At 64.5% G+C, this 13,315-nt stretch carries 15 protein-coding genes; 7 read left to right on the top strand and 8 right to left on the bottom strand.

Going from position 1 to position 13,315, the window contains the following annotated elements; translation table 11 throughout:
* Positions 1 to 61: 61 nt before the first annotated feature.
* Both ACZ5WQ_RS12040 and ACZ5WQ_RS12045 read right to left on the bottom strand, forming a co-directional pair.
* A complete protein-coding gene (locus tag ACZ5WQ_RS12040) occupies positions 62 to 1,546 on the bottom strand; it encodes an AMP-binding protein (protein WP_228246419.1) in 1,485 nt (494 codons plus the stop codon).
* Positions 1,543 to 2,532 carry an NAD(P)H-dependent flavin oxidoreductase gene (locus ACZ5WQ_RS12045; RefSeq protein ID WP_228246418.1) on the bottom strand — a complete coding sequence of 330 codons (990 nt, stop codon included), beginning with the start codon at positions 2,530 to 2,532 and terminating at the stop codon, positions 1,543 to 1,545. The genes ACZ5WQ_RS12040 and ACZ5WQ_RS12045 overlap by 4 nt, the downstream gene beginning before the upstream one ends.
* A 103-nt stretch (positions 2,533 to 2,635) precedes the next feature.
* On the opposite strand from ACZ5WQ_RS12045, the gene ACZ5WQ_RS12050 reads away from it, so the two are divergent.
* From ACZ5WQ_RS12050 to ACZ5WQ_RS12080, 7 genes are all read left to right on the top strand, one after another.
* Positions 2,636 to 3,583: a LysR family transcriptional regulator gene (locus ACZ5WQ_RS12050; RefSeq protein ID WP_228246417.1), complete on the top strand. Its 948-nt coding sequence runs from the start codon at positions 2,636 to 2,638 to the stop codon at positions 3,581 to 3,583.
* A gap of 16 nt (positions 3,584 to 3,599) precedes the next feature.
* Entirely contained in the window at positions 3,600 to 4,253 is a 654-nt protein-coding gene (locus ACZ5WQ_RS12055; RefSeq protein ID WP_228246416.1) for a class I SAM-dependent methyltransferase, read from the top strand.
* A 58-nt stretch (positions 4,254 to 4,311) separates the two neighbouring features.
* Positions 4,312 to 5,190: a thioredoxin gene (gene trxA / locus ACZ5WQ_RS12060; protein ID WP_228246415.1), complete on the top strand. Its 879-nt coding sequence runs from the start codon at positions 4,312 to 4,314 to the stop codon at positions 5,188 to 5,190.
* Positions 5,191 to 5,303: 113 nt separating this feature from the next.
* Complete coding sequence (locus ACZ5WQ_RS12065) at positions 5,304 to 5,906, top strand: DUF2796 domain-containing protein (protein WP_228246414.1); 603 nt, start codon at positions 5,304 to 5,306, stop codon at positions 5,904 to 5,906.
* Between the two features lie 7 nt (positions 5,907 to 5,913).
* A complete protein-coding gene (locus ACZ5WQ_RS12070) occupies positions 5,914 to 6,624 on the top strand; it encodes an ABC transporter ATP-binding protein (protein WP_228246413.1) in 711 nt (236 codons plus the stop codon).
* Positions 6,624 to 7,886 (top strand): ABC transporter permease, encoded by a 1,263-nt coding sequence (locus ACZ5WQ_RS12075; RefSeq protein WP_228246412.1) that lies wholly within the window; start codon positions 6,624 to 6,626, stop codon positions 7,884 to 7,886. The genes ACZ5WQ_RS12070 and ACZ5WQ_RS12075 overlap by 1 nt, the downstream gene beginning before the upstream one ends.
* Positions 7,887 to 7,903: 17 nt before the next feature.
* Positions 7,904 to 8,407, top strand: coding sequence for a DUF3299 domain-containing protein (locus tag ACZ5WQ_RS12080; protein WP_228246411.1), 504 nt, complete (start codon positions 7,904 to 7,906; stop codon positions 8,405 to 8,407).
* On the opposite strand, the gene ACZ5WQ_RS12085 is transcribed toward ACZ5WQ_RS12080, so the two are convergent.
* From ACZ5WQ_RS12085 to ACZ5WQ_RS12110, 6 genes are read right to left on the bottom strand one after another with little or no spacing between them, the layout of a single operon-like run.
* Positions 8,401 to 9,468, bottom strand: a complete 1,068-nt coding sequence (locus tag ACZ5WQ_RS12085) for a tetratricopeptide repeat protein (protein ID WP_464382393.1) — start codon at positions 9,466 to 9,468, stop codon at positions 8,401 to 8,403. The two genes, ACZ5WQ_RS12080 and ACZ5WQ_RS12085, sit on opposite strands and share 7 nt — an antisense overlap.
* Positions 9,468 to 10,154 (bottom strand): energy transducer TonB, encoded by a 687-nt coding sequence (locus tag ACZ5WQ_RS12090; protein WP_228246409.1) that lies wholly within the window; start codon positions 10,152 to 10,154, stop codon positions 9,468 to 9,470. Before ACZ5WQ_RS12090 ends, ACZ5WQ_RS12085 begins: the two co-directional genes overlap by 1 nt.
* Positions 10,154 to 10,564, bottom strand: coding sequence for an ExbD/TolR family protein (locus tag ACZ5WQ_RS12095; protein ID WP_088277401.1), 411 nt, complete (start codon positions 10,562 to 10,564; stop codon positions 10,154 to 10,156). Before ACZ5WQ_RS12095 ends, ACZ5WQ_RS12090 begins: the two co-directional genes overlap by 1 nt.
* Before the next feature lie 11 nt (positions 10,565 to 10,575).
* Complete coding sequence (locus ACZ5WQ_RS12100) at positions 10,576 to 11,091, bottom strand: MotA/TolQ/ExbB proton channel family protein (protein ID WP_269688498.1); 516 nt, start codon at positions 11,089 to 11,091, stop codon at positions 10,576 to 10,578.
* The gene (locus ACZ5WQ_RS12105) at positions 11,084 to 12,424 is read right to left on the bottom strand and encodes a MotA/TolQ/ExbB proton channel family protein (protein WP_464382394.1); all 1,341 of its coding nucleotides are present in this window, start codon (positions 12,422 to 12,424) and stop codon (positions 11,084 to 11,086) included. Before ACZ5WQ_RS12105 ends, ACZ5WQ_RS12100 begins: the two co-directional genes overlap by 8 nt.
* A complete protein-coding gene (locus ACZ5WQ_RS12110) occupies positions 12,421 to 13,185 on the bottom strand; it encodes a DUF3450 domain-containing protein (protein ID WP_228246406.1) in 765 nt (254 codons plus the stop codon). The genes ACZ5WQ_RS12105 and ACZ5WQ_RS12110 overlap by 4 nt, the downstream gene beginning before the upstream one ends.
* Positions 13,186 to 13,315: the final 130 nt, after the last annotated feature.

The following is a 13,315-nucleotide window of genomic DNA, read 5'->3' on the forward strand; positions in this document are numbered from 1 at the left end:
CTCTTTGTAGGCCGCGGATGAAATGTGTCATTACATTTCAACTACCAGATTGTCGCACCCGTCAGGGCACGGGAGCCGTCAGGTAACTGTCACGCAGCCTGCGCTTGGCCACCTTGCCGTTGTCATCCCGAGGCAGCACATCGACCAGCTCGACCCGCCCGGGCACCTTGTACCCGGCCATGTTGCTGCGGATAAACGCCTGAATGGCAGCTTCATTCAGCGCCGGGTCAGAGACAGCCACCACGGCCATCAGAGACTCACCGTACTCCGCGTCCGGGATACCGAATACCGCACAGTCGCGCACACCGGGCAGGGTGATCAGCACATGCTCGATTTCCGCCGGATAGATGTTCACGCCACCGGAGATCACCATGTCGGACTGGCGGTCGCAGACATACAGGTACCCGTCGGCATCGAGGTAGCCGATATCACCCACGGTTGCCAGATCGTCCAATCCGGCCTTGGCGCGAGCCGCTTCATTGTTCAGGTAGGTGAAGTCCGGCACCATCGGCTGACGCACATAGATCACGCCCGGCTCACCCACGCCGCACTCGCGACCGTCTTCGCTGACGATGCGAATCCGCGTGTCACCGATGGGCCGACCGACGCTGCCCGGCTTGCGCCGCGCCGACTGGGGGTCCTGCAGGGTGATCATGCCGGTCTCACTGGAGGCGTAGGTTTCAAAGATCACGTCGCCCCACCAGTCAAGCATCGCCTGTTTAACGTCCGGAGCGCAGGGCGCGCCGGTCGAGGCAACAAAGCGCACGGACGAAATATCGTACTTGGCCCGCACCTCGGCCGGCAGACGCAGCAGGCGGACGTACATGATCGGCACCAGATAAACGGTTTCGATCCGGTGCTGTTCGATCAGCGCCAGCGTCTGCTCGGCGTCGAAGCGCGGCATGACCACCAGTGTTTCGGCCTGCTGGATCGCCTGCTGGGCATAGGACGTGGGCGCGCTGTGATACAGCGGCGCGGTCACCAGCGCGCGGGTGCCCGGGGTAATGCCCCAGGCAATCCGGCACAGCTCACGCATATGCTCGGCCATCTGAGCGCGCGCCTCCGGCGGTGGCGCCAGCCGTACTACCCCCTTCGGGCGCCCGGTGGTACCCGAGGTGTAGGCCATGTGCGCCCGCGGCGTGCGCTCGGGACCGTCGTAAGGCGCTTGCTGCGCCAGCCAGCCTTCGTAGTCACGCGCATCCTCAGCGCCGGCACCGACCACCAGCACCTGCACGCCCGCCGGAATCGCGCCATCCAGCGTGGCCAGCAGATCAGCCTCGACAATCAACACCTTGGCCGCCGAGTCGTTCAGCAGGTAGGCCACCTCATCGCCCTTGAAGTGCCAGTTGATCGGGCAGTAGAAGCAGCCCGCAGTCTGACAGCTCAGGATCGCATCAATAAACGCCGGGCCGTTACGCAGCATCACGGCGATGACATCGCCATCCTCGATACCCATTCGGGCCAGCCCACCGGCCAGCCGCAGCCCCCGCTGCGCAACCTGCTCCCCGTCGCGGCGCAGCTCGCCGCAAACCAGTGCAGCAGTCATGCCTTGCTGCCAAACGGCTGGGTAATACGCGCCAGGCGCGCCTGCGCATCGTGATACTCGCGCTCCAGCTGGCTGACCGCCTCGGCTGTCGAAGTGACTGCAGCAATGCTGCCAACACCCTGCCCTGCGCCCCAGATATCGCGCCAGGCCTTGCTCTTGCTGCTGCCACCGGAACCGAACTTCATGCTGCTCTTGTCACCTTCAGGCAGATTGTCCGGGTCCATGCCGGCATTGACGATACTGGGCTTCAGATAGTTGCCGTGCACGCCGGTAAACAGGTTGCTGTAAACGATATCGTCAGCCGTGGTATCGACCAGCATCTGCTTGTAGGCCGCATCGGCATTGGCTTCATGGGTGGCGATAAAGCGGGTGCCCATATAGGCCAGGTCCGCGCCCATCGCCTGCGCCGCGAGAATCTGCTCACCCTTGGTAATCGAGCCGGACAGAATGATCGGGCCATCGTAGAAGGCTCGGATTTCCGACACCAGCGCGAACGGGCTGAGCTGACCGGCATGGCCACCGGCGCCGGCACACACCAGAATCAGACCATCCACACCCGCTTCAATCGCCTTTTTGGCGTGCTTGACGTTGATGACATCGTGGAACACCAGACCGCCGTAGCTGTGAATCGGGCCAACCACTTCATTGGGTGCGCGCAGGCTGGTGATGATGATCGGCACCTTGTACTTCACGCACAGCTCGACGTCGTGCTGCAGGCGGTCGTTGCTGCCGTGCACGATCTGGTTGACCGCAAAGGGCGCTACCACCGCATCCGGGTTCGCCGCCTTGTAGTCCGCCAGCTCGCTGGTAATGCGCTGCAGCCACTCGTCCAGCACTTCGGCCGGGCGCGCGTTGAGGGCCGGAAACGAGCCGACAACACCGGCCTTGCACTGGGCAATGACCAGGTCGGGGTTGGAGATGATAAACAGCGGCGAGCAGATGACCGGCAGGCTCAGATTACCTTGCAGCACGGTGGGCAGACTCATGGTTCGATTCCTTGTAGTTGTGATTGGACGACTATAGAAGCCTCTACTTTGATCTACAATGCGCACACACAATGCCCAAACTGTTTACCAATCGGCAACAATCATGGATATCAAAACCCTGCAGTACTTCAGTGCCATCGTCGAAGCCGGCGGCATGAGCGGTGCCGCCCGCCGGCTTGGTACCTCGCGCTCGCATATCAGCCGACGTCTGAAGGCACTGGAGCAGGATCTGCAGGTGCAGTTGCTGCGCCGCACCACCCGGCGGGTCGAGCCGACCCAGATTGGCTGGGCACTGTACGAGCACGCCGCCCGCATCAGCCAGGAACTGAGCGCCCTGCAATCAACGGTCGACAACCTCGGCCGCAACCTGCGCGGTCACCTGCGTCTGAGCGTGCCCTCCGCGCTGGGCCAGCAGATCATCGGCCCGCTGCTGCTAGAATTCGCCGACACCTATCCGGATGTAACCCTGCAACTGACCTTCAGCAACCGCATCTTCGATCTGGTCGCCGAGGAAATTGACGTTGCCATTCGCGTCACCAACACCCCGCCGGATACGCTGGTGGCTCGTGATCTGGGTCCCATCGACTGGGTGCTGTGCGCCAGCCCCGGCTACCTGCAACGTGTCGGCAGGCCACAGAACCCGGAAGACCTGCTGCGCTGTGACGTGGTGAGCGTCAAGGTGCCGGATCTGCGCCTGCCGCTGGAGCTGTCCGATGGCAGGCACAGCCAGCAGCTGACCCTGCGTCCACGCCTGCAGACCGAAGACATGCTGTTCCTGCGCCGCGCCGCGCTGCAGGGGCTGGGTTGCGCGCTGCTGCCCTACTACGCAGTGCGCGAGGAGCTGAATGCCGGCAGCCTGACAGCCGTGCTGCCCGACTACCGCGCCCGGGTCGATGCCTGGGGCGATCACCTGTATCTGCTGACCGCGCCCAACCTCTATCCGACCCTGGCCACCCGGGCGCTGATCGAGTTCCTGCGCACCCGGCTGGCCGACATTCCGCTGACGCCGCAGCATCCGGCAGCGGGTGAAGTCGCTACAATACCCGTCTGATTTCAGGAAGCCGACCATGACCCTCGAAGCCCTTACCGCCGAACTGCACAAGGTTCTGCCCGACGCCGCGCTTGTGCCGAGCCGCCTGCCGGGTCTGCCGGAACTGGAGTTGTGGCTGCTCGATCCGAGTAATCTGGACCGCGCCTTCGCCACTGACGAAACCCGCCGGCTGCTGGAGCACCCGCCCTACTGGGGCTTCTGCTGGGGCAGCGGCCTGGCGCTGGCGCGCTGGGTACTGGACAACCCCGAACAGGTGCGTGGCAAGCGGGTACTGGACTTCGGTGCCGGCTCCGGCGTGGTCGCGCTGGCCTGCCGCATGGCCGGTGCCGAACAGGCCATCGCCTGCGATCTGGACCGGCCCGCGCTGCTGGCCTGCGCCCTCAACGCCCGACTCAACGACATGCAGATCGTGCTGTCCAATGACTACTTCGCCGTCGAAGGCGAGATCGATCTGCTGATCGCCGCCGACGTGCTCTACGACGTCGACAACCGCCCACTGCTCGACCACTTCGCCGAGCGTGCCGACAAGGTGCTGATCGCCGACTCCCGGGTACGCAACCTGAGCCACCCGCGTTACCGGCGCAGCGCCATCCTGCCGGGCCGCACCTGGCCCGACCTGGGTGAGCCGCTGGAGTTTCGCGACGTCAGCCTGTATCAGCTCAACCCTTGACCTTGGCGCCAGCGCCACCATATAAGCCAGACTCGACATCACCGCAGCGGAATAGCCCATGTCATCGCCTTACCTGTTCGACGCCACCACCGATACCTTCGATCGCTATGTACTCGAAAACTCCTTCCATAAACCCGTGCTGGTCGACTTCTGGGCCGACTGGTGTGCGCCCTGCAAGGCGCTGTTTCCGGTGTTGGAGAAAATTGTCGACAGCTACGAGGGGGAACTGCTGCTGGCCAAGGTCAACTGCGATGCCGAGCCCGGCCTGACCGAACGCTTCGGCATTCGCAGCCTGCCGACCGTGGTGCTGTTCAAGGACGGTCAGCCGGTCGAAGGCTTCGCCGGTGTGCAGCCCGAGGGTGCGATTCGCGACTTGCTCGCGCCGCACGTCAACGAGCCCGCTGCCGCAGCCGAAGCGCCGGAAGAGGATCTGGCCGCTCAGGCACAGGCGCTGATCGACGCCGGTCAGCCGCAACAGGCCATTGCCCTGCTGCAAGCCGCGCTGCAGGCCGAAGCCGACGATGCGCTGCTGCTGGTCCTGGCCCGCGCGCTGCTGGCCGATGGCCAACTGGATGACGCCGACAAGGTGATCAACGCCGTCCAGAACAAGGACAGCCACAAACAAGCCCTGAGCGCGCTCAAGGCCCAGCTCAGCTTCGCCCGTCAAAGCGCCGGCTTCGCGCCCCGCGCCGAGCTGCAGGCCCGCCTCGACGCCGATGCCGCCGACAGCGAAGCCCGCTACCAGCTGGCCCTGCTCGATCTCACCGCCGGCCACAGCGACAACGCGCTGTCGGCCCTGCTTGAGCTGCTGCAGCGTGACCGCAGCTGGAACGACGGCGCCGCGCAGAAGACTCTGTTGCAGGTGTTTGATCTGCTCGGTGGCGAGCATCCGCTCACCGTGCAGTACCGCCGCAAGCTCTATCAGGCCCTGTACTGATCGACCGCAGGCTCCCGAGTCGTCGCAGCCACGCGGCCGGGAGCCTCAATTCAGGGTTGCCTTGGCGAAAAAATGAAATAAGATAACGTTTTATTTAAAGCCGGAGTCCAACCATGCGCCGCACCCTGCTTGCCCTCAGCATCGCCCTGTTTTCCAGCCAAGGCGCCTTTGCCGAAGACCACCAGCACGCCAGCCTCGGCGCCCACGAGCACGGCGTTGCCAGTCTCAATCTCGTGGTGGATGGCAATCTGGTGAGTCTGGAGCTCGACAGCCCCGCGACCAATCTGGTTGGCTTCGAGCACGCGCCAGGCACTGACGAGGATCGCGCCACCGTCGCCCGCGTCAAAGCGGCTCTCGAGCAGGCCGACACACTGTTCAGCTTCTCCCCGGCTGCCGGCTGCACACTGCAGCAGGTCGAGCTGGAAAGTCCGCTGTTTGCCGCCGACGAGCACGAGCATCATGACGAGCACGCACATGGCGAACATGAGCACCATGATGACCACGACGATCATCACGACCACGAACACAGCGCACATGCCGATATCGAGGGCCGCTTTGACTTCAACTGCTCGTCCCCCGAGCGACTTGAAGCGCTGACCCTGCCGTTGTTCAATAGCTTCCCGGCGATGCAGCGCATTCAGGTGCAGGCCATCACCACCAGCGGCCAGCGTGGCGCCGTGCTGACCGCCGACCAACCCACGCTGTCACTGGACTGAAGCCGCCATGAGCAAACCTCTGCTGCAAGTCACTGACCTGCAGTTCGCCTGGCCGGGCCAGCCAACCTTGCTGGATATCCCGGCGTTCAGCCTGCAAGCGGGCGAGCGGCTGTTTCTCAAGGGCCCGTCCGGCAGCGGCAAGACCACGCTGCTCGGACTGCTCGGTGGAGTGCACCAGCCGCAGAGGGGCGAGATCAACCTGCTGGGCCAGTCACTGGGTCAACTCTCCGCCCTGCGCAGAGACCGCTTTCGCGCGGACCACACCGGTTACCTGTTCCAGCAATTCAACCTGCTGCCGTATCTCTCGGTACTCGACAACGTCACCCTGCCCTGTCGCTTCTCCAGCCTGCGCCGTGAACGCGCGCTGCGTCAGCAACCCGATTTGAATACCGCTGCCGGGCACCTGTTACGCGAGCTTGGCTTGAGTGACATCACGCTGCAGCAACGCAGTGCCAATGCCCTGTCGATCGGCCAGCAGCAGCGCGTGGCCGCCGCCCGCGCCCTGATCGGTAGCCCCGAGCTGGTGATCGCCGACGAGCCGACCTCGGCGCTGGACGCCAACAGCCGCGACGCCTTTCTCAAGCTGCTGTTCGACGAATGCGCGCAGATGGGCAGCAGCCTGCTGTTTGTCAGTCATGACACCAGCCTCGCCACGCGCTTTGATCGCGCCCTGTCACTGGCCGAGTTGAACCGCGCCAGCCAGCCGGAGACGTTCTGATGTATCTGCTGCGCCTTGCCATCCAGAGTCTGGCCAACCGCCGTTTTTCCGCGCTGCTCACCGTCATTGCCATCGCCCTGAGCGTCACCCTGCTGCTGGCCGTTGAGCGGGTTCGCACCGAGGCTCGCAGCAGTTTTGCCAGCACCGTCAGCGGCACAGACCTGATCGTTGGAGCCCGCTCGGGCTCGGTGCAGTTGCTGCTGTACTCGGTATTTCGCATCGGCAACGCCACCAACAATATCCGCTGGGACAGCTTTCAGCAGATCAGCCAGCAGCCGCAGGTCAAATGGGCAATCCCACTGTCGCTCGGCGACTCGCACCGCGGCTTTCGCGTGCTGGGTACCAGCCAGGCCTACTTCGACCATTACCAGTTTGGTCGCGACCGCAGCCTGAGTTTCAGTCAGGGGCAGCCATTTGCCGATCTCTACGACGCCGTGCTCGGCGCGGACGTGGCACGCGAACTTGGATACCAGCTGGGTACCGAGATGGTGCTGGCCCACGGCGCCGGTGCCGTCAGCTTCGTCAACCATGCCGACAAGCCCTTCAAGGTTGTTGGCATCCTGGCCAAAACCGGGACACCGGTCGACCGCACCATCCACGTCAGTCTGCACGGTATCGAGGCGCTGCACGTCGACTGGCAGCAGGGCATGCCGGCCCGCGGAGCCGGTCAGATCAGTGCCGAGCAGGCGCGTGAACTGGACCTGACACCACACGCCATCACCGCCTTCATGCTCGGGCTCAACCGCCGCATCGACACCTTTGCGCTGCAACGCCAGATCAACGAGTTCAGCGGCGAACCGCTGCTGGCTATTCTGCCGGGCGTTGCCCTGCAGGAGCTCTGGAGCCTGCTCAGCGTGGCCGAAAAGGCGCTGCTGCTGGTCTCGGTGTTCGTCGTGCTGACCGGGCTGGTCGGTATGCTCACCGCCATCCTCAGCGGCCTGAACGAGCGCCGACGCGAGATGGCCGTGCTGCGCTCGGTCGGTGCCAGACCGCTGCACATTTTCAGCCTACTGTTACTGGAAGCGGTGAGCCTTACCCTTGCCGGCATCGCCCTCGGGCTGGGACTGCTGTACGCTGGCATCGCCGTTACCGCCCCCTGGCTGGAACAACAATACGGCCTGTTTATGCCCCTGAGCTGGCCGACCCGCAGCGAACTGACGTTACTGGCCTGCATCGTCGCTGCCAGCGTGCTGATGGGCTGCATTCCGGCCTGGCGCGCCTACCGTCAGGCACTGCTCGATGGCCTGTCCATTCGTCTTTGATTTCTGCAGGAAGCCTGATGCGCCTGACACGCTTGTTTGCCCTGACCCTCAGCCTGCTGATACTGCCGGCCGAAGCCGCCCGAGAGCTCAGCTGGGATGACCTGGTACCCGCCGGTACCGGCCACCTGTACGGCATGCCGCCGGCACAGCACAACGGTTTGCAGTCGGAAGATCAGGCTCCAGCCAATCCGCTGACTCAAAGCATGGCGAACGCACCGACCGTCGCCGAGCTGGACGGCCAGGAGGTCAAGCTGCCGGGCTATGTTGTGCCATTGAATGTAGACCCCAGCCAGCGCGTTACCGAGTTTCTGCTGGTACCCTACTTCGGTGCCTGCATCCACGTACCGCCTCCGCCGTCGAACCAGATCGTGCTGGTCCACAGCGAAATCGGTATTGCGCTGGACGCCACCTGGGTACCGTACTGGATTACCGGCAAGCTGCGGGTTGAGCAGAGCGAAAGCGAACTGGCCAGCGCCGGTTACCGGCTGGAGGCCAGTGCGATCGAAGAGTTTGTCTACTGACCCATACCCAGCGCCTGCTGCGCCGCTGCCCTCAGGCTGGCAAGCTGACGACGCTGGGCGGCACTGGCGGGCTGAATCCCCTGAACCATAGCAAGCACGTCCTGCCACTGCGCCTGCTGGTAGTGCAACCAGGCCACCTGCAGCCGATCCGCTGTTTGCCCGGAAGCGCCAGCTACCTGTTGCCAGACTTTCAGCGCCTGCGGGTAATCCCGCGCCGCCTGCCACAACTGCGCCAACTGGCGCTGTCGCTCCAGCGTCGTTTGCAGCAGGCGCTCACGGAGTAGCTGTTCGAGTAATCGCGCTGCCTGCCATGGCGCGCCCGCACGGGCGTGCAGGGCAATCAAGCTCTCCATGTCAGACGCCTGCAGACCGACGCCGGCCAACTGCGCGAGCCGCATGGTCGCCGCCGCCTTGCCCTGTTCACCGGCCAGACTCTGCAGACTCGCCAGTTGGCGCCAGCTGGCGGCGTTTCCGGGGGCACGCTGCAGGAGCACCTGTTGCCAGCGCGCCGCCGCTGCGTAGCGCTTGAGTTCGTAATTCATGCCAACCAGCAACTGATACCAGCTGTCGTCCGCCGCCGGGCGCTCGCGTACCACCTGCTCTGCCAGCGGCAGTGCCTTGTCGAACTGCCCAAGCTGGCGATACGCCTGCACCTGCAACTGACGGGTAGCATCACTCGGTGGCAACAGCGCCAGCTCAACCGCCGCCTGCTGATAGCGCTCCTGCTGCAGCAACAGCCGCGCCAGATTGGCACGATCCTGCGCCTGCGCTTCGGCACCCAGCGCATCCTGCTTGAGAGTCTCGCTCAGCCAATGAATCGCGTGCTCGGGGTCGTTAGCGTCAATCGCCAGGTAAGCCAGCCGCTGCTGCAGCAACGCCCGCTCAAGACTTCCCTCCGCGCTCGCCGGCAGAGCGGCCTGCAACTGCAGCCGGGCGCCGGTCGTATCACCACGCTGCTCGGCGGCCCTTGCGTCGTCCAGTGCCTTGTAAACGGCAGGATCAATCTGCGCAGCCGACAGTGGCGTTGCCAGCAGCAACCAGCCAAACAGCCAGCCACGCATCAGTGCTTGCCCTCAAGGACAAAGTTGAACACCTTGGTAGCCTCCCGTGCGACCGGTACGCCGTTCTCCTGCCGGGGTACAAAGCGACTGCGACTGATTGCTCGCCGAGCCGCACGATCAAACACACCGGGCGGCTCCGAGGCGATCACCTCGATATCCTCCACCCGGCCTTCGGCATTGACCGTGAACCGCAAGGTCACAGAACCCTCGATTCCGGCCGCCGCCGCCCGCATCGGGTAGTCCGGAGGCACTTCACTGAGCGGCACCAGTTCCTCGGCACTGCCCGCCACAGCGCCATGGGCAGGCGCCGCCGCTGCTGGTGCACTGACCGCAGCCGAGGGCCCGACGGCAGCCGCCTCCAGCGGAGGTAACACCGGGGCAGCGCTGAGGCGCAGGTCCGCCTGCAACTGTGGAATTTCAATTTTCAGTTCAGGGGCTGGCAATGGCGGCGCCTCAACGGCAGGCGGCTGCAATGGTGGACGCTGGGGTGGCGTTGGGCGCTCCGGCACCGCTTGCTGCGGCTGATGCTCATTGCGGCTGTCGGCAACGCTGCGGGTGACGCCGATGCGCACCAGTTCGCGCTCCGGCATCTGCGCCCGTTCAGGTGGCGTCACCAGCGCCAGCATCAGGCCAAACAGCGCCAGGGCGACCAGCAGCGCCAGCAAAAAGCTGCCGATCAGCCGCATCACTGTCCCGCCGTAGCGGCGAGCGCCACGTCACTGACGCCTGCCAGCCTGATCTGATCCATCACCCGCACCACGAGGCCGGTACGGGCATCGCGATCAGCCTGAACGACCACCGTGCTGTCCGGCTGATCGACGCGCATGCGCTCAACCCCGGCACGCACCGCACGAATATCGACCGGCTTGCCGTCCATCCAGATCTCGCCATCGGCGCTCACAGCGACCAGGATGCTGGCGCGCGGTTTGCTCACCGCGCTGTCTGCACTCGGGCGCAACACATCAATGCCCGCTTCGCGCACAAAGGAGCTGGTGACAATAAAGAAAATCAGCATGATAAAAACAATGTCGAGCATCGGTGTCAGGTCGATACCCGCTTCGTCTTCGCTACCGGCGTGATGTCTGCGCATGCGCATCAGCTGCTCTCCTAATCCTGCTGCAGGCGGTCGGACAGACGCTGCAGCGCACGCCGCGACTGCTGGTCCAGCCGTGCCAGACAAAACAGACCGCTGATCGCGATCACCATTCCGGCCATGGTCGGCACCGTCGCACGCGACACACCGGCGGCCATCGCCCGGGGGTTGCCATTGCCACTGAGCGCCATCACGTCAAATACCTGAATCATGCCGCTGACCGTGCCCAGCAGCCCGAGCAGCGGACACAACGCGATCAGCACCCGCACCAGCGGCAGAAACCGGGTCAGTTGTGCCTGCGCCTGCGCCAGCCAGGCGGTGCGAATATGCTGCGCCGCCGCGCTGCGCCGCTCACCGCGCGCCAGCCAGCGTTGCTGCAACGCCCGCGCCTGCTGCGGAAACACCCGCGCCAGATACCACAGCCGCTCCAGCATCAGCGTCCACAGCATTAGGGTGGCGACCAAAATGGTCCACAGCACCCAGCCACCGCTGTCGAGGAACGCCAGCAGGCGCCAGAGCAGATCAGTCACGCGACTCTCCACCACCCAGATGCAGCGCGATCAGACCGGCACTCTGCTGCTCCAGCAGCTGCACCAGCGCTTTGCTGCGCGCCACCACCAGGGTATGCAGAAACAGCAGCGGAATGGCCGCCAGCAAGCCCAGAACGGTGGTTACCAGCGCCTGGGAAATGCCGCCTGCCATGAGTTTCGGGTCGCCACTGCCGTACTGGGTAATTGCCTGGAAGGTGGCGATCATACCGGTCACGGTACCCAGCAGACCCAGCAACGGTGCCACCGCAGCGAGCAGTTTGATCAGACCCTGCCAGCGTTCCAGCGCCGGCGTCTCGCGCAGAATGGCCTCATCCAGCTTGAGCTCAAGGGTGTCCAGCTCCTCCAGTCGCGGCTTGCTGCCGATCACGCTCAACACCCGCCCCAGCGGATTGTCACTGCGCAGCGCGTCCAGGTCATCAATCTGCCGATCCACGCCGCGCTGCACCCGCTGCAGCCAGATCAGCCGCGCCAGCGCCAGCAGCACGCCCAGCACCCCCAGCGCCACAATCACATACCCCACGATGCCACCCTGCGACACGCGCGTCAGCAGGTCCGGCGTGCGTTGCAGCTGGGCGATGACCTGACCTCGGGCGGGATCGATCAGAATATCGCCAGGCACCTCACGGGGCGCGAGAAAGTCGGCAACCAGCCCGCTGCCACCCGGCTGACGGGCGGCCAGCTGCAGGCTGTTGGACTCGGGCTGATACAGCAGATAACCCGGTTCGGAGAGGGCAACAAACGGGCCGACCAGCACCACCGGAGTCGCCGCGCTGCGGCCCTGGCGATCAACCACCGATGCGCTGATCCGGGCGACCTCGCCACTGGCGGTCATATCCTGCTGCAACCGATACCAGAACTGCTCGAGCGCCTCGACACTGGGGATTCTGCTGCTTTGCGCCAGCGCCTCCAGCTCGTCGCGCCGTTCGGGAAAACGGCTGTTGAGCTGCGAGCCCTGCCACTGCCCGAGGGTATCCCCGGCGCTCTGGCGAACAACCCCGAACAGCTCGCCGAGATTGCCGCTGCGCTGGGTCAGCTCTTCTCTCAGTGCAGCCAGCTGCTCACCCTGGGCCTTGAACTGCGCATCCAGCTGATCGGCCCGGGCCTGGGCCTGAGCCAGCCGCGCACGCGCCTGCGCCAGCCGCTGTTGCTGCTGATCACGCTCGCGCAGAAACTGCTGCTCCCGCGCCTGCATCGCTGCCTGCTCGGCGCTGCGGGTATCACGGATGCTTTGCAGCAGGGCGTCCTTGTCCAGTGTTTGTGCCTGCACCAGCGGCGCGAGTAAACAGACAAACAGGAAAGCAAGCCACTTCATGGCGCCACCTCCACACTGACCTGCGGCATCGGCAGACGCAACATCTGCGGCGTCTGCTCGTTGCGGGCAATCGCCATCCCCTGGTCCAGCGCACGCCGATAGCTGGACGGCAGCGCCTGCCATTGCCCATGGGCGGCGTCCCAGTAGCCCTGCTGCCGACCATCCAGACTCTGGAAGAACAGCATCAGCCGACCAACCCGCAAAAACTCGACAACCCGCTGCTGATCCCCATCATTGAGCGGGCCACGCCAGGCCTCCAGCGTGCGGCCGTATTCACTCTCGATCTGATAGGCCTCCAGCACCCGACGGTACAACTCCGCGATGCTGACATCGGGGTCAACCAGCAGGGCCTGCAAACGGGCGACCCGCTCCTCCCGTTCGTCCAGCAGGAAGGGCAGATCCAGAGCAATAAAGGCATCCAGCGATTCGATCATGCGCCGGATCAGCGGCAGCATTTCCCGCTGGGTGTCGGCGACGCTGTCGATCTGCTGTTGCAGGCTGGCGATCTCGTCTGCCTGGCTCGCGACCAACTGTTGCATTCGCTCGCTGTAATCGATCAGGGCATCGGCCTGGGTCACGGCGTGGCGATAAGCCTCCAGCGCGGCGCGGGTTGCCTGATCCAGCTCATTGATACGCTGCTGCGCCGCGACCGCATCATCAACAAGCGCCTGACTCTGCTGCTGCGCCTGCTCAAGAGACTGCTGAGCCTGCAGCGTCAACGGCAATGTCAGCAGCACCACCGTCAGCCATAATGGTTTCATCCAGCGTTCCTCGAACTCACCGGCCACCTGAAGACGGCCAAAGACAGCCATTGTCAGTTTTGTTGGCAGTGCGGGCAACCGTGACCTCAGTCACAGCCTGCGGCAGCCTGCCGCACTCAACTCTGCCAGC

Source organism: Halopseudomonas sp. T1L2 (assembly GCF_055397385.1).